Genomic DNA, 20,006 nt, shown 5'->3' on the forward strand with positions numbered 1-20,006 from the left:
TAAAAGAATTGATTTACTATCAGGATTAGGCGAAAATTGGTCTTATTTAAAAAATAGATTTCCAAACGCAGAATTTTATGCGTTAGATTTTTCAGAAGAAATGGTTGACAAATCAAGAAAAAAAGGTAAAATAATTTTCCAAAATAAGATAGAAATCTTTCAAGATGATATTTTAAAAAATGAATTAAAATCAGAAGAATATGATATTATCACGTGTGCTTTCGGTCTGAAAACTTTCAATGAATCTCAAATTGATTTATTAGCGAAACAAGTTTATCGTTTGCTAAAAAAAGATGGACAATTTACATTTATAGAAATATCAAAACCTCAAAATAGTATACTCTATTTCTTATATTCTTTTTACTTAGGTAAAATAATTCCTATTCTTGGCAAACTATTTTTAGGAAATCCAGATGATTATAAAATGTTATGGTTGTNNTGTAAAAAAGTAGAAGCTATTTTTAAGAAAAATAATTTAAATGTTCAATACAAAGAATACTTTTTTGGATGCGCTTCTGGAATTTATGGAGCAAAAAAAGCTTAGATAATTCTAAGCTTTAGTTATTATTGATTATCCTTCCAATCTATTATTTTATCACGGATAAATTCTGCTAATTTCACTTTACTTTGATGTGTCCAACCAGCAATATGTGGTGCTAAAACAACATTATCTGCTTGAATTAAATACTGAAATTCTTCTGGTAATTCAGATGCAACTAATTTCTCGAAACTCGATTTTTCAAATTCTAAAACATCTAAAGCAGCGCCTAAAATTTTTCCTGTTTTAATTGCTTCGACCAAATCTTTTGTTACAACAGATTTTCCACGAGCTGTATTCACAAAATAAAATGGTTTTTTGAAGTTAGAAATAAATTCTGCATTAATCATTTGCATCGTTTCCGGCGTTTGTGGCGTATGTAAACTTACAACATCAGCTTGCTCAAAAAATTCTTCTAACGAAACTTGTTTCGCAAATTCATTTCCTTTGTTTGGCAAAATATCATAGCAAATCACATTGACTTCAAAGCCTTGTAAGCGTCTCGCAAAAGCATTTCCCATGTTTCCGTAACCAATAATTCCAACCGTTTTTCCTTTCAATTCATCTCCACGATTTTCTTCGCGTTTCCAAATTCCATTACGAACTTCGTTATCAGCTCTACGCAAATGATGCATCAACATCAACAACATACCAATCGCATGTTCACCAACAGAATCACGGTTTCCTTCGGGAGAATTAAATAAAACAATGTTATTTTCGGCAGCAAACTCTTCGTCAATATTCTCCAAGCCTGCCCCTACTCTACCAATAAACTTTAAATTCGTTGCTTTTGCCAAAAAATCTTTATCAATTGGAAATCTACTCCTTACAATCATTCCATCATATTCATTGATCTTTTGTTCGATGATTTCTTTGGGCGAAGTATAATCTTCATCAACAATAAAACCTACTTCGCGAAGTCCATTATTCAGACATTCATGATTAGAATCGATTGCTAAAATTTTATAAGGCGTATTCATTGCAAAAATTTTAATCAAAGTTACAACGAATGCGAAGATTAATAAATAAATTGATGATGAAATTGGTTACAAACAAATCGTTTATAACTACGTTAATAACATTTTAATTGATTGAAAATGTACAATTTATATTGTTAATTAAATAGATAATTAAGGTTTAAAAAATGATTTTTAAAGCATTTGGTAATACCTTAACTTTTACTTGAAGTGAATCGGTTTTATGAATCTCTCCATCAAGCTGATACGTAATCGGATTATGATCTAAACTTTCAATCTTAAATTTCTTAACTTTTCGATACTTTGCTTTGTTCAAAAAATCAATCTTTTTGGCTAAAACCAATACCGAAAAATAAAACTGCTCGAAAACATCTAAATCTTCTATCATCAATAAATCCAATTCACCATCAGACAAATCAGCTTTGGGTGTAAAAGAGATCCCATAACCAGCAATGTTAGAATTAGAACAGAAAAGATAATAAAAACTCTTCTCGATAATTACATCATCTATATAAAGACGAAACAATTTCGATTTATAATTCAACAAGGTTTTCACAGAAGCATCAACATATCCAGTAATCGTACGCTTTTGATTCTCTTCATACGTTTTGATGACTTCTGCATCAATCCCAAAACCTAAATTGCTAAAAAAATACTTGTCCTCTACTCTACCAACATCAATTTTGTGAATAGCATTTGATTTGATAATTTCAATCGCTTTGTTAGCATCTTTCGGAATATTAAGATTTGTTGCCAAACCATTTCCAGATCCAGCAGGAATTATTCCCAACGGAATATTTTTTTTCACCAAAGCACTCGCCACTTCATTGATTGTCCCATCACCACCACATGCTACAATCACATCCGAATTTTCTGCAATCGCCTCCTTCACCAATTCTTTTGCATGAAATTGATAAGCAGTTTCTTTCAAAACAATTTCGTCTGAAGAATCAAATTTTGATTGTAAAAAATCGAGCGAAATATCGTGTTTTGCGTTTCCAGAATTTGGATTAACAATGAAAGTGTACTTCATTTTTTGGGAATTGAAATTTATCAAAACACAAAAATAAGAAATCTAAAAGAATCAAGCTATTTAACGTCTTTTTTTGAGGAAAAACTATCAAAAACTTTCTAACTTTGTAGTATGAAAATTAAAGAAATTCAAAACGAAATAGTAGACGAATTCTCATTTTTTGAAGATTGGGAACAACGCTACGAATATTTGATCGAGTTAGGAAAAAGCTTAAATACTTTGCCAGAGGAAGCAAAAACAGATGATAAAATCATCAAAGGTTGTCAATCTTCTGTTTGGTTAGATGCAGAATTGGACGGTGATACAATCGAATTTAAAGCTGATTCTAATGCTATTTTACCAAAAGGAATTGCGGCATTATTGGTGAGAATGTACAATCATCAAACGCCAAAAGATATTTTAGAATCGGATACAGATTTTATCAACGAAATTGGTTTATCAGAATTTTTATCTCCAACACGTGCAAACGGATTATTGGCGATGATAAAACAATTCAAATTTTATGCGATTGCATTTCAATCAAAACAAAATAATAGTTAGACGCATCATCTAATCAACCTTATAAAATAATGAACGACTTTTTAGGCCAAGCATTTATTTTTCTTTTTTCCGCTGTAATCTGCGTTCCTATTTCCAAAAAATTAGGAATGGGTTCAGTTTTAGGTTACTTAATTGCAGGAGTTTTAATTGGACCTTATGTGCTGAAATTTGTTGGCAATGACGGAACAGACATTATGCACGCCACAGAATTTGGTGTAGTAATGATGCTTTTTTTGGTCGGATTAGAACTTGATCCAAAGGAATTCTGGAAGATGAAAAATAAAATCATCAACCTTGGTGGAATGCAAGTTTTGGGGACGATAATTATTGCAACTTTAGTCGGAATGTTTGCCTTGAAAATGGATTTTTCTTTGGCTGTTTCTATAGCTTTTGCAATAACCATGTCTTCAACAGCCATTATTATGCAAACACTTAGCGAGAAAGGATTGACCAAAACAAGCATTGGAAAATCAACTTTTTCTGTTTTGTTATTTCAAGATATTATGGTAATTCCAATCTTGGCAATTATTCCACTTTTAGTCGGAGATTCTTTGATTCAATCCATTGGAGATGATTCTAAAAGTTTGTTAGTTGGTGGACCAGCATTCATGAAAACCTTAGTTATTGTTGGTGCAATTACATTTATTTACGTAATTGCAAAGTACATTATTACACCTTATTTTAAGTATGTTGGACAATTACAAGTTCGAGAAATTTACACCGCTTCTGCCCTACTTTTAGTGATTGGAGTTTCAATTTTGATGCAAAAAGTTGGAATTTCTCCTGCTTTAGGAGCATTTATAGCAGGTGTTGTTTTGGCGAATAACGAATACAAACATCAATTAGAAAGTGATATAGAGCCGTTCAAATCATTATTATTAGGAATCTTTTTTATTGCGGTTGGATCGACGATTAACTTCAAATTAATTGCAGATAAACCTTTTATGATTCTTGGATTAACATTTGGAATAATGTTAATAAAATCATTAGTTTTATGGTTTATTGGAATCAAACATAAATTTGATTTTGATCAAAAATGGCTGTTCATTTTACTTTTATCGCAAGTCGGAGAATTTGCTTTTGTTATCTTATCATTGACTCGAAATTTAGATATTCTAAACAAAGAATGGTACGATCTGATGTTAGCAACAACAGCTATTACAATGGTGATTACGCCTTTACTTTTAGTATTGAATGAGAAATTAATTCTAAAATATTTTGGTGTAAAAACAAAAGTAAAAACAATCATTGAAAACGATAAAATAAATCCAAATTCAGCTGATGGACAAATTATCATCGCAGGTTTTGGAGATTTTGGAAATACAATTAGCCGTGTATTGAAAAGTACTGGAATAAAATCAATTGTTTTGGATAACGATAGCGAGCGTGTAGAGAAAATGCGCAAACAAGGTTTTAATGTATTTTATGGTGATGCAACAAATGTTAACTTACTAAAATCGGCTGGTGCTGAACATGCAAAATATTTTGTAGCTGCTTTGGATCCTCCAGAAATTAATCAAAAATTAGTTTATATTGTTCGTAAAAACTTTCCGAATTTAGAAATTATTGTTCGTGCAAAAAATCGTAGTTATGCGTATAATTATTTGAAAGATGGTATAGACGAAGTTTATCGAGAAAACTTTTTCTCATCTGTTTACGTTGGTAGACAAATCTTAATAAAATACGGTTTTTCTCATGAAGAAGCATCTAAAATTGGTGAAATTTTCATAAAAAGTGACCGAAAGTCGTTACGTAAAATTGCAAAACATGCCGAAAATTCTGATCAATATTTTGAAGCATCTAAGCAAGAATTTGAAAAGCAAATGAAAATGGTTGCAAAAGAAATTAACAATAGGAATAATGGAGAAAACGAATCATAAAAAACTATTAGTTTTACGTTTTTCTGCTTTGGGCGATGTCACAATGATTGCTCCTGTTTTACAAGAGTTTATTGAACAAAATCCTAATGTCGAAGTTTATGTTGCTTCGCGTCCTTTTATGGGAAATATTTTCAAGCAATTTCCTCAAATCAAATTTATTTCAGTTGATTTGAACAAAAAATACAAAAGCTTTTTTAGCTTGTTCAAATTATACAAAGAATTAAAACAATATAATTTTAATTATGTTGCTGATTTTCATAATGTAATCCGATCAAAAGTAATTACAACATTGTTTCAACTTAATGGAACAAGAACCGCTACTTTAGACAAAGGTCGTACAGAGAAAAGAGCTTTAATCAATCAAAAAAATCGCGTTTTTAAGCAATTAAAATTAACAACTGAACGCTATGCTGATGTTTTACGTCAACTTGGTTTTAACGTCGATTTAAAGCATAAAATCGAACCAAAATCGATTAAGGAACCAAAATCAATTGGAATTGCTCCTTTTGCAGCCTTTACAAGTAAAATGTATCCAATAGAAAAGATGAAAATCGTAGCGAAGAAATTAACTGAAAATGGGTACAAAATTTATTTGTTTGGCGGTGGAAAACCTGAAATTGATGAATTAAAAACATGGGAAAATTTCAATCCAAACATCAAATCTTTAGCTGGAACCATCTCTTTTGAAGAAGAATTACAAGCAATTGCTAAATTAGAAGTAATGATTTCTATGGATAGCGCAAATATGCATTTAGCTTCGTTGATGGGAACGCGCACGATTTCTATTTGGGGTGGAACGCATCCGTTTGCCGGATTTTTGGGATATGGACAATCTATGAATGATGTGATACAAGACGAATCGATGAAAATTCGTCCGACTTCTATCTTCGGAAAAGATCCAAAAAAGTTTAAAAACTATGATTATTTTCAAAATTTGAGCGCCGAAGAAGTTTATCAACAAATCGTTGATAAGTTAGAAAAATAATATTTTTAAAAGCATCATATCGATGCTTTTCCTATTTTTATAAGAAATTAAAATCACATGAAGTATACATTTCTTATTCTTGCCTTCTTCTCAAATTTTTTATTTGCTCAAGAACCGAAAGTTATTTTGGTTACGTTGGATGGTGTTCGTTGGAAAGAAGTTTTTCGTGGAGTTGAAAAATCAATTTTAAATGATAAAAAATACAACTCACTTATTGTTCAAACTAATGAAAAATATTGGACAGAAGATTCTATAAAACGTCGCGAATTATTGATGCCATTTACATGGAAAACAATTAAAGAAAAAGGAGTTATTTTAGGAAATCGTGATGAACAAAATTTTGTTAATCTTACCAACAAAAGATTATGGTCTTATCCTGGATACAACGAAATAATTACAGGAAAATCTGATGATGAGCGAATTAAAAATAACAAAGATATTCCGAATCCTAATGTTTCAGTTTTTGAAATTGCAAATCAGCAAAAGAATTTAAACAATAAAGTAATGGCTTTTGGAAGCTGGAGAATGTATACTAATATTTTCAATCAAGAGCGTTCTAAATTGTTTGTAAATGCTGGATATCAAAATAGTTTTAATCAAAATAAATCTGAACGAGAATTGCTTATCGAACGTTTTCAGTTAGAAACGCCAAAACAATGGTGGGGAACTAGATTTGATATTTTTACGCACGAATTTGCCTTAGAAGCCATGAAAAATCAGAAACCTAAATTACTTTTTATAGGTTATGGAGAAGCTGATGATTACGGACATGATGAAGATTACGATCAATATATCACTTCGATAAACCGCAACGATCGTATGATTGAAGAATTATGGAATTATGTCCAAAGCGATCCATTCTATAAAGATCAAACAACTATTATTATAACAACTGATCACGGGCGTGGAAATGGAAACGAGTGGACTGATCACAATGATGAAGTAAAAGGTTCTGACGAAGGATTTATTTTGCTGATTGGAAACGGAATTAATCCTAAAAATTTCAAACAAAAACAAACTTATCTCAATCAAATTGCCTCTACAATTGCTGATTTAATGAAAGTAAAAACATGGAATTATAAGGATTCTGGTAAATCATTACTATAAGGAAAATATAAATACAGAAAGATAAATTAGTATTAATACTTCTTTTAGCATTCCTAAAATTAAATGTTAAATGAAGTATTAATAATGAATCTTCACGTTTTCAAATAAACGATAAAAAAACATCGAAAGAATTCTAAAATCGAAAAATCAGAAAAAGAAGATAAATTTCTTGTGAAAATTGTAAACGATTTTTTAATATTCTATCTTTTTTAATTGATTTTGTAATTACCAACAAACAAATCTTTTAAAAGAGAGAAAAAAGTAGCTAATAAAATTATGTTGAGTAACCGAATTTTATGTTAATATTTTCTTAATTAAGAACCTTTGTGTAAATTTTATTCATTTTAAATCAACTACATAGGTTTATTCTCTAAATTAATACCTCACTATTTTTTTTATAATTTTTAATCTTAATTTAGATAAACATTAAAACATTAAAAATGAAAAAAAAATTACTCGCTACAAGCTTAGTCTTCGGACTATTTTACACAAATGCAAATGCACAAAGTAATTCTCTAAATGAAGTTTTAACGGCAGGTTTTCCTACAAGCAAAATCAAAACCGTAAATCTATCAAGATTAGAAACTCAACTACAAGGTACGTTACAAAACAAATCGAAATCTTTCGAAGTAAGCATCCCTGGTTTGAACAAAACGCAAAAAACTTTTACTATTGTTGAAAATCAGGTATTATCTCCAGAATTACAAGCAAAATATCCTAACATCAAAACTTATGTAGGATATTCTTCAGATAATTCTCAAGACAAAATTGTTTTATCTTATTCTCCTTCTAAAGGAGTAACAGCATTAGTTCTTTCTCCTAACAATAATTATTCTATTGAAAAAAAGAATGGAAATTACGAAATTCTAACATCTAAGGAAAGTAGTATTTTAGGAAATTTTGAGTGTGGTTCTGAAGAGAATTTAAAAACATTCTTAGCAGCAAAAACAGCTAACTCTAGCAACAACAATCCTCTAGGAGTAAGAAAATATAAAATAGGTGTAGTTACAGATTTTGATTTTAATAAATCTCAAGTAGCAGAAGGTGAAATACCTACTAAAGAAACTTCTATGCTAGCTATCGCAAATGTTCTTAATGTTGTGAATTTTGTATATGGTATAGATTTAGCCATAGAATTAGAATTAGTTGATGGTACAGATGAACTTTCTATTCTAACAAAAGAAGATGATAAATATTATTTTTTCAATTTTCTGGGAATAGAAGTAACAAACTTAAATGATTTGACCCAAAAAATATTAGACGACAAAATAGGTTCTGCAAATTATGACGTAGGGATTGTTTTGACAGGAAAAACAAATGGCGGTAAAGCAGGATTAATAGGAAGTGTTTGTAATAATAGTGTAAAAGGTTCTACTTACGCAGGAAATGTAGGTCATTCAGCGTACAAGGCGGCTATGATAGTTGCACATGAGTTAGGTCATCAATTTGGAGCAAATCACGTTCACGCAAGAGCAGAGGAAACTGGAGCTAATGTAGAAACAGGAAGTGGCGTTACTGTAATGGGATACCCAGGTGTTACTGGAACTCATGATGTTGTACCTGATTTTGTTTCTCAGTTTAATCACCATAATCTTAAACAAATTAATGATTATTTAGCAACAACTTCTTGTGGTGTTTTTACACCTAATAATAATACACCTCCTGTAGTTACAGTAGAAAAAAGCGAATATAATATTCCTAAAGGAACAGCATTTAAGTTAAAAGGAACAGTATCTGATGCAGAAAGTCCTGATTTTCTTATTTCAAATTCTTGGGAACAATCAGACCCTTTATTAGGAAAATATACAGGTAATTGGGTTGATACAAGCAGAAACAACACAGAAGGAGCAAACTTTAGAGTTTATCAACATCAAAGTTCACCAATAGCTTATTTCCCACCAATATTAAATGTTGCAGAGGGACAGTTATATTCTACTTGGAATACAGTATCTGATATTGCAAGAGATATGAATTTTACATTACAAGCAAGAGATCTGATAGATTTTGGCACGTCGAAGCTTAAAGGACAAATCGCATCTGAGAAAGTAAAAGTTTCTGTAAAAGAAGAAGGACCTTTTAAAATTACAAATATTGACCTTAATCAATCTATAAAAGCAGGAACTCCTTTTGAAGTGAAATGGGACGTCGCAGGAACAGACAGTGGTAATATTAATGTCAAAAATGTAGCTATTAAATTACTTAATTTTGAAGCGAATGTTAACACAATAGAAGATGCATATACAATATTAGCAAGTAATGTACCTAACACAGGTTCTGCAATTGTAACAATTCCTGAAGGAACTGAGACATCTAAAGCAAATATTATTGTAGAAGCTGTAGATAATATATTCTATGCAGCAAGTCCTAACGTTGCTGTTAATAGATCAATAGAATTGGTATGTAAAACATATGATGTAATTTCTTCTCCATTAACAATACCTGATATGACAGGGCAAAATGCAGGAATTCTAAATTTACCAGCTCTTACAATTGACAATTATAATGGAAATATTGAAAATTTCTCTATCCACACAGATATTACACACGCAAACCAAGGTGAACTTGCTTTTTTGATGGGAAAAGAAAATGTTGATAAAGGATATCAATTCTTGAATTATGCGAATTGTTCAGGAAAGCCAAATATGACTTATGAATACAATAGCTATGGAGGAAACACTTTCGAAAACTGTGGTGTAGCAGGTGCAAAAATCACAGCTATTGGAACAGATTTAGCGAAGTATTATAATGAACCAGCAAATGGAACATATTATTTTAGATTAGCAGATATATCACCTTCTAACCAAGGAACAGTTAACAAATTAAGTGTTGAATTTTGTACAATAAAATCTGAAAAATTAAGTATTTCTAACATTCAAGCGAATAATGAAGTAAAAGTTTATCCTAATCCAAGTAATGGAAATTTCTACATTCGTTTAAGTGCTGGTGCATCAAAAGTAAATGTAAATATTTTAAACATTATAGGACAATCTGTATATAGCAAAGATTACACAACAAACTTCTCTAATGAGATAAAAGTAGAAGTAGGACATTTACCTAAAGGAGTTTATATTGTAAAAACTGATGATGGAAAACAACAACAAACTAACAAAATCATCATTAAATAATAATTTTTAACCAAACAACTTAAATCCAACTGAAAATAAATTTCAGTTGGAATTTTTTATCATATTTAGCTATGAGAAAAATATTTTTTTTACCAATATTGATAGTTCTTAATTTATTATCTTGTTCTGTAAACACTAAACAACAAAATTTTCAACAAAAAGAAATTCAATATGAATTAATTTTAATGCTCAAAGAAAATTCATTACAAACAGATCAAGAAATAGAAATTATAACTGACATACAAGATTTTACAAAAATTTATAAACAATTAAACTTAACCAGGTTTCCCGGAATTCCTATTCCTAAAATAGATTTTGAAGAAAATAGTATTCTCGTTATCAATAAGAAATTATCTGAAGATATAGAATTTACAGACATTGCGTTGGATAAAATTATTCAAAATAAAGAATGTATCAAGGTTTCTACCAAATTACACAATACAACTATGAATATTAGTAATAAAAATAGAGTATTAAAATTATATAAAATCCCTAAAATAGAAACATCTATTTGTAACTAAATTTAAACCAATATAAAAAATCATTTATTAAAAAATTACCTTTACAATTGCTGACTTGATGAAAGTAAGAACATGGAATTATAAGGATTCTGGAAAATATCTTCTATAAAAAAATCCGATCAAGAATCTCGATCGGATTTATATTTCTAACTTGTTTGTTCTTGGTTAATAAGCTGATTTTCTATTTTTTGATCGATTTCTTTAAAGAATCCGAAACCTTTTAGGATAATGATTAATCCAAAGATTAAAAGACAAATTCCGACTCCTTTTCGTACCATAAATACTTTTTGATCGGTAAAACGTTTTTGAAGCTTTCCTGCCAAAAATATTTTTCCCAGATCTATTACAAAATAGGTGGTCAAAACAACTCCCATATAGAGCATAAAATCGCTTGGATTTGGATATTGAATCATAATTGAAGAGACAATTACAAACCAAAAAACAATGACACCGATATTCAACAAATTCATGATAAATCCATTGATAAACGTTCTCAAATAATTGTTGCTTACAAATCCCGCTTCGCCTTCTATATGTAGCTTTGGTTTAGAGAAATACATAAAAATTCCGTAAATCAATACAAAGAAACCTGCAATGATATAAATGCGGTAAAACTTTGGATGATTGGTCACATAATCTGTAAAATCTTTACTTCCGTAATAGGCTGCTGCAATACACAAAATATCAGCTGCAATAACTCCTAAATCTAGAACTACAGCGGTTTTCCAACTTCTACGCAAACTGGTTTCAATAAGTAAGAAAAATACAGGTCCAATAAGAATTGTACTTAACAAAAAACCTATTAGTATGGCCGAAAATATTATTTCCATAACATAATTAAGGTCTGCAAGATAAGTCTAAAATATGAAACTTAAGCATCAACCAATTCAAAATCTAATTGCTTCTTGATTAAATCTGCATTTAAAACTTTGATTCTAACCGGACTTCCTAACTGATACTTCACTTTAGTTCTTTTTCCAACTAATGCATGATTTTTTTCGTCAAAAACAAAATGATCACCTTTCATAGCACGAGAACGAATCAAACCTTCGCAACGCGTTTCTGGAATTTCAACAAAGATTCCATAATCTTGTACACCTGTAATAAATGCATCAAAAGTTTCGCCAACAAATTGCTCCATGTATTTTACTTGCATGTATTTGATTGACTCACGTTCTGCTTCTGCCGCTATTTTCTCACGAGATGAACAGTGTTTTGCTTTGTCTTCGTAAACAGCCGCTGCAGGAGATTTTTTACCATCTAAATAATCTTGCAATAAACGGTGCGCCATCATATCTGGATAACGACGAATTGGCGATGTAAAATGTGTGTAATAATCGAACGCCAAACCGTAATGTCCAATATTTTCTGTTGTATATTTTGCTTTCGCCATTGTTCGCATAGCCAAAGTCTCAACCATATTTTCTTCTGGTTTTCCTTTCACTTCTGCTAACAATTTATTCATCGAATTAATAGTTGTTTTACGATCTCCAATTTCTAATTCGTAACCAAATTGACGAATAAAATTCTTAAGATCTAATAATTTATCTGGATTCGGATCATCGTGAACACGATAAATGTACGTGTTCGCATTTTCTTTTCCGTGTTTATCTAAACTGATGAATTCTGAAACTTTTTTGTTACATAACAACATGAATTCTTCAATCAATTTATTCGAATCTTTCGAAATTTTGAAGAAAATTCCTTGCGGATTATGCGCTTGATCTAAATCGAATTTTACTTCAACTTTATCAAAATTAACCGCTCCATATTTCATACGTTTTTGACGCATTGTTTTTGCTAATCGATCTAAAGTCAAGATTTCATCTTTAAAATCTCCGTCTTTTCCTTCGATAATTTCTTGTGCTTCCTCGTATGTAAAACGTCTGTCTGAATGCGTTACTGTACGGCCAAACCACGTTTTTACAATCTTCGCATTATCATCCATTTCGAACACACCGGAAAATGTATATTTATCTTCGTTTGGACGTAAAGAGCAAGCTACATTCGACAATACTTCTGGCAACATTGGCACTACTCTATCCACTAAATAAACAGAAGTTGCACGTTTGTATGCTTCTTGCTCAATCAACGAACCTGGACGAACATAATGCGTAACATCGGCAATATGAACACCAATTTCCCAATTTCCATTTTCTAATTTTCGGATTGATAAAGCATCATCAAAATCTTTGGCATCTTTCGGGTCGATTGTAAATGTCGTTACATTTCGCATATCTCTACGGAGCGCTGCTTCAGCTTCATCTATCGAAGTATCCAACTGATTTGCCTCTTCTTCTACTTCTTCTGGAAATTGAGCTGGCAAATCGTATTCTAACAAAATAGCATGAATTTCTACATCCGTATCATCTGGACTACCCAAAACTTGCGTGATTTCACCAAATGGTGAATTAGATCCTTCTGGCCAATTTGTTAATCGAACCACAACTTTTTCTCCTGGTTGAGCATTTTTAATTTTCTCTTTCGGAATAAAGAAATCATGATTACCATTTTGCATCGTTACAAAACCAAAATTTCCGTTTTTTCCTAACTCGAAAATACCAGTAAATTCAGTTTTATTACGCTCGACAATTTCTACAATTTCTCCTTCTGCTCTCGATTGATTGGCATGTTTTTTTGGATAAACATATACGCGAACCGTATCGCCCATTAAGGCATTTCGCGTTTTTCCTTTTTGTACAAAGACATCTTGTTCAAGACCATCAATCATAATATAAGCGCTTCCCGAAGAAGTCAAATCCGCAATCCCAACCATATAATCATTGGTCGCATTGATTTTGTATTTTCCTCTTTCTACTTCAGAAATCTTTTTGTCAGCTAATAAAACATTCAAATTCTTAATCAATAATTCTGTATCAATTCGATTTGTTAGGTTTAAAGCTGCTGCAATTTGTTTATAATTTAAAGGTTTATTCGGATTTTGAAATAAAACTTCGATGATAGACTTCGTAAACTTTGTTATGTTTTTGTCTTTTTTCGCCTTTGTATTTTTAAAATTTCTTCTTGGCATAATTTGTTTTCTGTAAAATCTCTTCTTGTTTTTTCGAGATTTATTTTAAAATAGTTAATAAATAAACATCTTAATTATTTGATTATCAAATTATTTTTAATAACTATTGATAAGATGTTAATAAACAACATAACCACTGCAAAGGTAATATATCCTTTTTCTAAAATAACAATTTACAGCCAATTCTATGTTACGGAAAGGATAAGATTACTTGTAACGTTTTGATTTATTGCGAAAATTGAGCCAAAAAAACTATTTTTGCATTGATAATTAATTGAATGAAAACTAAACCATTATACCAAACCTACTTAATTAACCTTGATCGAGCTATAGATCGGCTTGAATTGATGCAAAAAGAATTCGAAAAATGTGAGATTACTTACGAAAGAATTTCTGCTGTAGATGCCAAAACTTTGGATTCGTCAACCTATAAAGTAAAAAATAAATATGACCGCGATTTAGTTCCTGGAGAAATTGGTTGTTATTTGAGTCATGTGAAAACGCTAGAAACTTTTTTGACTTCTGAAAATGATTTTGCTTTGATTATAGAAGATGATGCAATTTTGGTTGATGATTTTAAATCTGCTGTAGAAAAAGCGATGAATCAATATGATGATCTAAAAGTAAAAGATCATTGGGATGTTTTGAAGTTGTTTAATAGAAAACGAAAACATATCAAAATAGCTGATGTTGACCAAAAATATATAATTGCAGCTTGTGGAACAAGTATTCCAATCACAACAATTGCTGCAATTTGGACAAGAAAAGCAGCAGAAAAATTTCTGAATAAAATTAAAACGCCGCTTCCTACAATTCAACGTCCTATTGATTGTGATTTACAGCATGCTTGGGAATTTGATTTAAGAATATATAATCTTCTTCCATCGCTTGTTAAACCAGCTCCAGTAGAAACGCAAATTCAGATTGATCGCAGTTTAAGAAAGTCTAAATTTCCAAGACAAATTCAATACGAATTGAATCGATTATTTCCTAAATATTTCTATTTAATCAATCATCATGGTTTCAAAAAATTCTATGATAGTTTTATTGCAAAGAAAAACGAACGTATTTCTTAGTTAACAATTTAAATGAAGTATAAATATTTTATTTAAAGTGAATTAACAACCATTATAAACAGTTATAAACATTGTTAATTTCAATATAAAACACAAAAAAAGCAGTTTCAAGACTTTGAAACTGCTTTTTCATTTATAATAATTCGATGCTTTCTTCTTTTAATTTTTCTTTTACTTTTCCGTCCCAAATACTTGCTTGTACTTCGCCAATATGTCGAGATTTTAACATAAACATACACATACGAGATTGTCCAATTCCACCTCCAATTGATTCTGTTAACTGATCATCTAACAACATTGAGTGAAATAATAAGTTCTTGCGATCCGAAGAATCTCTAATTTCTAATTGTTTCGTCAAAGCTTCTTTATCCACACGAATTCCCATCGAGGATAACTCGAAAGCAGATTCTAAAACAGGGTTCCAAACTAAAATATCACCGTTCAAACCTCTAAAACCAGCACTGTTTTCTGTACTCCAATCGTCATAATCAGCGGCACGTGCATCGTGTAATTCTCCATTACTCAATTCTCCTCCAATTCCATAAATAAAAACAGCTCCAAATTCTTTACAAATTGCATTTTCACGTTGTTTCGGCGTAAATGTTGGATACTTTTGTAGTAAATCTTCAGACGAAATAAATGTAATTTGTTCTGGTAAAACAGCTTTCAATTGTGGATATTTCGCCTCTACATTTTGCTCCGTTTGTTTAATAACTTCATAAATTGATTTTACTGTCGAAAAAAGATAATCCAATTGACGATCTTGTGGAACAATTACTTTTTCCCAATCCCACTGATCAACATAAATAGAATGAATTGGCGAATAATCCTCGTCCGGACGCAAAGCGTGCATATCTGTTATAATTCCTTCGCCTGGCTCAATTTCCAATTCTTTCAAACGAATACGTTTCCATTTTGCCAAAGAATGCACAACCACCGCATTTTTATCATTCAAAGATTTTATAGGGAACTTTACAGGTCTTTCGATACTATTCAAATCATCATTAATACCTGTTCCATCCAAAACTACCAATGGTCCAGAAACTGGAATAATGTTTAATTCTTTTTGTAATCCTTTCGAAAATTCTTCTTTTACAAAAGAGATTGCTTGTTCTCTACGTAATAATGCTCTGCTCATCTTTTAATCTTTAAATGATTTGTTTTTTTAACTGATGTAAAAGTAGAACAGCTACAATCAATAAATTTACTATTGACTTAAATTGGTTTAAAAATATTTAATTTAAAATCTAAAATATTATTTATACTTAACAATTTAAACTTTATAATAGTTTTAAATTTAATTTTTAAAATAAAAATCGGTCAACTCTTACGAATTGACCGATTTTGTATCTTATTATAGATGTATAAAATTATCCGTTGTATGAACAAGCAATTTTATCTACACGCCCTTGGTGACGACCACCTTCAAATTCTGTTGCTAAAAATGTATTTACAATTTCTTCTGCATATTCATACGCAATAAAGCGTGCAGGTAATGTTAACACATTTGCATTATTGTGTTGACGAGCTAACTTTGCAATATCAGTCATCCAACATAATGCAGCACGAATTCCTTGGTGTTTATTTGCAGTCATTGTAACGCCTTGCGCACTACCACAAATCAAAATTCCGAAATCTGCTTTTCCATCTTCTACAGCTTGTGCCGTTGGGTGTGCAAAATCAGGGTAATCAACACTCGCTGTTGAGAACGTACCAAAATCCTCAACCTCAAATCCTTGACTTGTTAAAAAGGGTACTAATTTCTCCTTATAATCGAACCCAGCATGGTCCGCTCCGATTGCAATTTTCATTTAATTAACAGGTGTTTTTGTTGTTTTTGTTTAAATAATTGTAAATCAAATGTTAAGTAAAAGTAACAACTTGTTAAAAGATGATTGAATAAAACTAATAACTTTTCGAGAGAAAAATTTGGAAATCTGATTCAAAAAATCAATTAGAAATAAATCAATACAAGTCAAGTAAAAGTTTTCATTTTGGCATAAAAGATTTACACACCGTTATGAATAGTTTTCACAAAACTTCTTTTTAACAAAAGTTGTTTATCAACCAAAATGATAAATTGTTGATAGAATATCTAACTCTTTCATTACAAAACAAAATTACAAATAATAGCTTGTTAATTGCTATTAAATAAAATTTATCTCACTTTAGTTATCCACATATTAACAGTGCTAATAATAATAACATATTTTTCTTTTTTAAAAATTTAAAAATTAATTAAACTATATATATTATTATGAATTGTTAATAGTTGAAAATTGTGTTGAATGATTTTAAGTCTCAAAATGAAAGTTTGATTACTTTTGTGTAGTTCAAAATTTCAAATCAAAATATGAAAACAATCAACGACTACAATTTCGAAAACAAGAAAGCATTGATTCGTGTAGATTTCAATGTTCCGCAAGACGAAAACTTAAATGTGACAGATGATACACGTATTAGAGCTGCAAAACCAACGATCGACAAAATATTGAAAGATGGTGGCGCTGTTGTATTAATGAGTCATTTGGGACGTCCAAAAGGCGAATTCAATGACAAATATTCATTAAAACATATTGCATCAAAAGTTTCAGAAATTCTTGGCGTTGAAGTAATCGTTGCAAATGATGTTATTGGCGATGATGCGAAACAAAAAGTTAGTAATCTAAAACCAGGCCAAGTTTTATTATTGGAGAATGTTCGTTTCCACAATGAAGAAGAAGCAGGTGATAAAGATTTTGCTAAAGCATTGGCTCAATTTGGAGATATTTATGTGAATGACGCTTTCGGAACTGCACACCGCGCACATGCTTCGACTGCAATTATTGCTGAATTTTTCCCGGAAAATAAATGTTTTGGTTTGTTAATGGAACAAGAATTAACAGCTATTAATAAAGTGTTAGCAGACGGAGAAAAACCTGTAACAGCGGTACTTGGAGGAGCTAAAGTGTCTTCTAAAATTACGATTATCAACAATATTTTACCAGTTATTGATAACTTGATTATTGGTGGTGGAATGACGTATACATTTGTAAAAGCAAATGGAGGAAAAATCGGAAATTCGTTGGTAGAAGATGATAAATTAGATTTAGCGAAAGAAATTTTGGCTGAATGTAAAAAACATAATGTAAAAGTTTATTTACCAGTTGACAATGTAATTGCTGATAATTTCAGTAATGATGCAAATACACAAACTGTTCCTTCTGATCAAATTCCTGATGGATGGATGGGAATGGATGTTGGTGTAGAATCGTCAAAAGTTTTTGCAGATGTAATTAACAATTCGAAAACAATTCTTTGGAATGGTCCTTTAGGTGTTTTTGAAATGTCAAATTTTGCAAAAGGAACTATTGCTTTAGGTGATGCAATTGCTGAAGCTACGGCAAACGGCGCTTTCTCGCTTGTTGGTGGTGGAGATTCTGTTGCTTTCGTAAAACAATTTGGTTACGATGACAAAGTAAGCTACGTTTCTACAGGAGGTGGCGCAATGTTAGAATCGTTGGAAGGTAAAGAATTACCAGGAGTTGCTGCAATTTTAAAATAAGAAAGGGAAAAAAATACTTAAAATAGTAGAAAAATTAAGCCGAGCATTTGCTCGGCTTTTTTTGTGACTTTTAAAGTCATCCTGAACTCGTTTCAGGATCACACCTTATAAGAAACTGAGTTTATTTCATTTTGATAATTGTTAATAGTAATTACTTGTTATTTAATAAATTAACTACTTTTCAACTGAGTTATAAAAAAAATGTTTATTGCTTGATTAATTACTCAAATTGTTAATAGTAAACTATTCAATATAAATGAATTAAAAAGTTATGAATAGACTTTATTAAAACTTGTGAATAATGATGATTTTAGAACTAAATTGATTTAAGAAAATTAAAATTGTTAATTATAAAATATTGCTAAACAATAAATTAAAAAGTAATTAAGATAGTTTATCAAAAATTGTTGAAACTGAAATCTCCCTACAATTAGCCATTTTATTTGTAGAAAAGGATTGTTATATTCGTAATGATTTAATAATCAATCTATGAATGAATTTAACCAACGACTAAACGAAGTAGAAAATCATTTGCAACACAATGATCTTGATTTGGGCTATCGCCGATTAATTGATTGTGTGTTGGATTTGGGTGAGAAATCTTTTTACAAAGAGATTATCTCCTATTCGGATCTTTATTATAACGAGAATTCTACGAACGAAAATAAAACAACGCAAGCTTTACAATTGGTGGTAAAGCTGAAACAAGCTCCTCCTCCGCCCTTTCAGAAAGAAGAAACGTTGATATCAACCAACAATGTTGAAAAAGCTTATCATCGTCGGAATTTTAAACTTCATCCGATTACTTTTGATTTGAAATCACGAGAAGTTGTTGGATTAGTTGGAGAAAATGGAAATGGAAAAACAACTTTATTACGTTTGATTTGTGGTGAATTGAAACCAACTTCTGGCGAAATAAATTATCATTTTTCTAAAGCAAAACCGTTTAGTTTCGAGCTGAAAACTAAGTTGGTTTATGTGCCGCAACGAATTGAGGTTTTATATGGTTCGTTGATGGAAAATCTACAGTTTACCTTGACATGTTATGATATTTACAGCGAAGAAAATTGGTTGTTGGCGAATGTGATGTTAGCGCGTTTGGGGCTTTGGCCGTACAAGGATTTGCAATGGCGACAATTGTCGTCTGGTTATAAAATGCGATTCGAGTTGGCGCGAACGTTATTGCGTCGTCCAAAAGTGTTGTTATTAGACGAACCTTTGGCGAATTTGGATATTTTGGCGCAACAAATTGTTCTCGAAGATTTGAAATTTTTATCACAATCTATTCGCAATCCTTTTGGTGTTATTTTGAGTTCTCAACAATTGTATGAAGTTGAAAAAGTATCGACAGAAGTTCTCTTTTTGGAGCAAGGAAAGCTTAAAATACAAGGAGATACAAATGATTTGGAAGGTGATTTTACGATTGTTGAAATTGATGTTGAAAACACAAAAGAAGAGTTATTAACAGCTTTATCTAATATCGAAATTAAGCAAATAAAATTCAATGGAGGTTCGTATATCGCGTATTTTGATGATAGAATTTCGATGAATATGATTTTATCCGAAATCGGAAATTCATCATTGAAGGTAAAATATATTCGAGATATTTCGAAATCAAGTCGTCGCTTTTTTGTCAATTAAAACTAACC

At 30.7% G+C, this 20,006-nt stretch carries 16 protein-coding genes; 10 read left to right on the forward strand and 6 right to left on the reverse strand.

Features of this window, described 5'->3' with window-relative positions; genetic code table 11:
• Window positions 1-7 precede the first annotated feature (7 nt).
• Window positions 8-544, forward strand: a complete 537-nt coding sequence (locus B4H69_RS09760) for a class I SAM-dependent methyltransferase (RefSeq protein WP_422653367.1) — start codon at window positions 8-10, stop codon at window positions 542-544.
• Between the two features lie 20 nt (window positions 545-564).
• Here B4H69_RS09760 and B4H69_RS09765 read toward each other — a convergent pair whose 3' ends face one another.
• Together B4H69_RS09765 and B4H69_RS09770 are read right to left on the reverse strand one after the other, a co-directional pair.
• Entirely contained in the window at window positions 565-1,518 is a 954-nt protein-coding gene (locus B4H69_RS09765) for a 2-hydroxyacid dehydrogenase (protein WP_280045938.1), read from the reverse strand.
• Window positions 1,519-1,675: 157 nt separating this feature from the next.
• Window positions 1,676-2,548: a diacylglycerol/lipid kinase family protein gene (locus tag B4H69_RS09770; RefSeq protein WP_125349113.1), complete on the reverse strand. Its 873-nt coding sequence runs from the start codon at window positions 2,546-2,548 to the stop codon at window positions 1,676-1,678.
• Window positions 2,549-2,659: 111 nt separating this feature from the next.
• Here B4H69_RS09770 and B4H69_RS09775 point away from each other — a divergent pair, with 111 nt between their 5' ends.
• The 6 genes from B4H69_RS09775 (at window position 2,660) to B4H69_RS09800 (ending at window position 10,706) form a co-directional block, all read left to right on the forward strand.
• Window positions 2,660-3,088 carry a SufE family protein gene (locus B4H69_RS09775; RefSeq protein ID WP_038336207.1) on the forward strand — a complete coding sequence of 143 codons (429 nt, stop codon included), beginning with the start codon at window positions 2,660-2,662 and terminating at the stop codon, window positions 3,086-3,088.
• A 29-nt stretch (window positions 3,089-3,117) separates the two neighbouring features.
• Window positions 3,118-4,968 (forward strand): monovalent cation:proton antiporter-2 (CPA2) family protein, encoded by a 1,851-nt coding sequence (locus B4H69_RS09780; protein ID WP_180905541.1) that lies wholly within the window; start codon window positions 3,118-3,120, stop codon window positions 4,966-4,968.
• The gene (locus tag B4H69_RS09785; RefSeq protein WP_180905540.1) at window positions 4,949-5,953 is read left to right on the forward strand and encodes a glycosyltransferase family 9 protein; all 1,005 of its coding nucleotides are present in this window, start codon (window positions 4,949-4,951) and stop codon (window positions 5,951-5,953) included. The genes B4H69_RS09780 and B4H69_RS09785 overlap by 20 nt, the downstream gene beginning before the upstream one ends.
• A 57-nt stretch (window positions 5,954-6,010) precedes the next feature.
• The gene (locus B4H69_RS09790) at window positions 6,011-7,060 is read left to right on the forward strand and encodes an alkaline phosphatase family protein (RefSeq protein WP_180905539.1); all 1,050 of its coding nucleotides are present in this window, start codon (window positions 6,011-6,013) and stop codon (window positions 7,058-7,060) included.
• A 440-nt stretch (window positions 7,061-7,500) separates the two neighbouring features.
• Window positions 7,501-10,185: a reprolysin-like metallopeptidase gene (locus B4H69_RS09795; protein WP_180905538.1), complete on the forward strand. Its 2,685-nt coding sequence runs from the start codon at window positions 7,501-7,503 to the stop codon at window positions 10,183-10,185.
• 71 nt (window positions 10,186-10,256) lie between these two features.
• Window positions 10,257-10,706 carry a hypothetical protein gene (locus B4H69_RS09800; RefSeq protein ID WP_291093762.1) on the forward strand — a complete coding sequence of 150 codons (450 nt, stop codon included), beginning with the start codon at window positions 10,257-10,259 and terminating at the stop codon, window positions 10,704-10,706.
• A gap of 146 nt (window positions 10,707-10,852) precedes the next feature.
• Here the strand turns inward: B4H69_RS09800 and B4H69_RS09805 are convergent, their stop codons facing one another.
• A complete protein-coding gene (locus B4H69_RS09805; protein WP_180905536.1) occupies window positions 10,853-11,536 on the reverse strand; it encodes a LysE family translocator in 684 nt (227 codons plus the stop codon).
• A gap of 41 nt (window positions 11,537-11,577) precedes the next feature.
• Window positions 11,578-13,737 carry a ribonuclease R gene (gene rnr / locus B4H69_RS09810; protein ID WP_180905535.1) on the reverse strand — a complete coding sequence of 720 codons (2,160 nt, stop codon included), beginning with the start codon at window positions 13,735-13,737 and terminating at the stop codon, window positions 11,578-11,580.
• Window positions 13,738-14,015: 278 nt separating this feature from the next.
• Between rnr and B4H69_RS09815 the strand changes: the two genes are divergently transcribed.
• Window positions 14,016-14,813: a glycosyltransferase family 25 protein gene (locus B4H69_RS09815; RefSeq protein ID WP_180905534.1), complete on the forward strand. Its 798-nt coding sequence runs from the start codon at window positions 14,016-14,018 to the stop codon at window positions 14,811-14,813.
• A gap of 133 nt (window positions 14,814-14,946) precedes the next feature.
• Here the strand turns inward: B4H69_RS09815 and asnA are convergent, their stop codons facing one another.
• The gene (gene asnA / locus B4H69_RS09820; RefSeq protein ID WP_180905533.1) at window positions 14,947-15,951 is read right to left on the reverse strand and encodes an aspartate--ammonia ligase; all 1,005 of its coding nucleotides are present in this window, start codon (window positions 15,949-15,951) and stop codon (window positions 14,947-14,949) included.
• 232 nt (window positions 15,952-16,183) lie between these two features.
• The gene (gene rpiB, locus B4H69_RS09825) at window positions 16,184-16,624 is read right to left on the reverse strand and encodes a ribose 5-phosphate isomerase B (protein ID WP_180905532.1); all 441 of its coding nucleotides are present in this window, start codon (window positions 16,622-16,624) and stop codon (window positions 16,184-16,186) included.
• A gap of 542 nt (window positions 16,625-17,166) precedes the next feature.
• Here rpiB and B4H69_RS09830 point away from each other — a divergent pair.
• Entirely contained in the window at window positions 17,167-18,357 is a 1,191-nt protein-coding gene (locus B4H69_RS09830; protein ID WP_180905531.1) for a phosphoglycerate kinase, read from the forward strand.
• Window positions 18,358-18,846: 489 nt separating this feature from the next.
• Window positions 18,847-19,998, forward strand: coding sequence for an ATP-binding cassette domain-containing protein (locus B4H69_RS09835; protein WP_291093767.1), 1,152 nt, complete (start codon window positions 18,847-18,849; stop codon window positions 19,996-19,998).
• The last annotated feature ends 8 nt before the right edge of the window (window positions 19,999-20,006 follow it).

It is taken from the genome of Empedobacter sp. UBA6745, assembly GCF_002453775.1.
Taxonomy (GTDB): Bacteria; Bacteroidota; Bacteroidia; order Flavobacteriales; family Weeksellaceae; genus Empedobacter; species Empedobacter falsenii_C.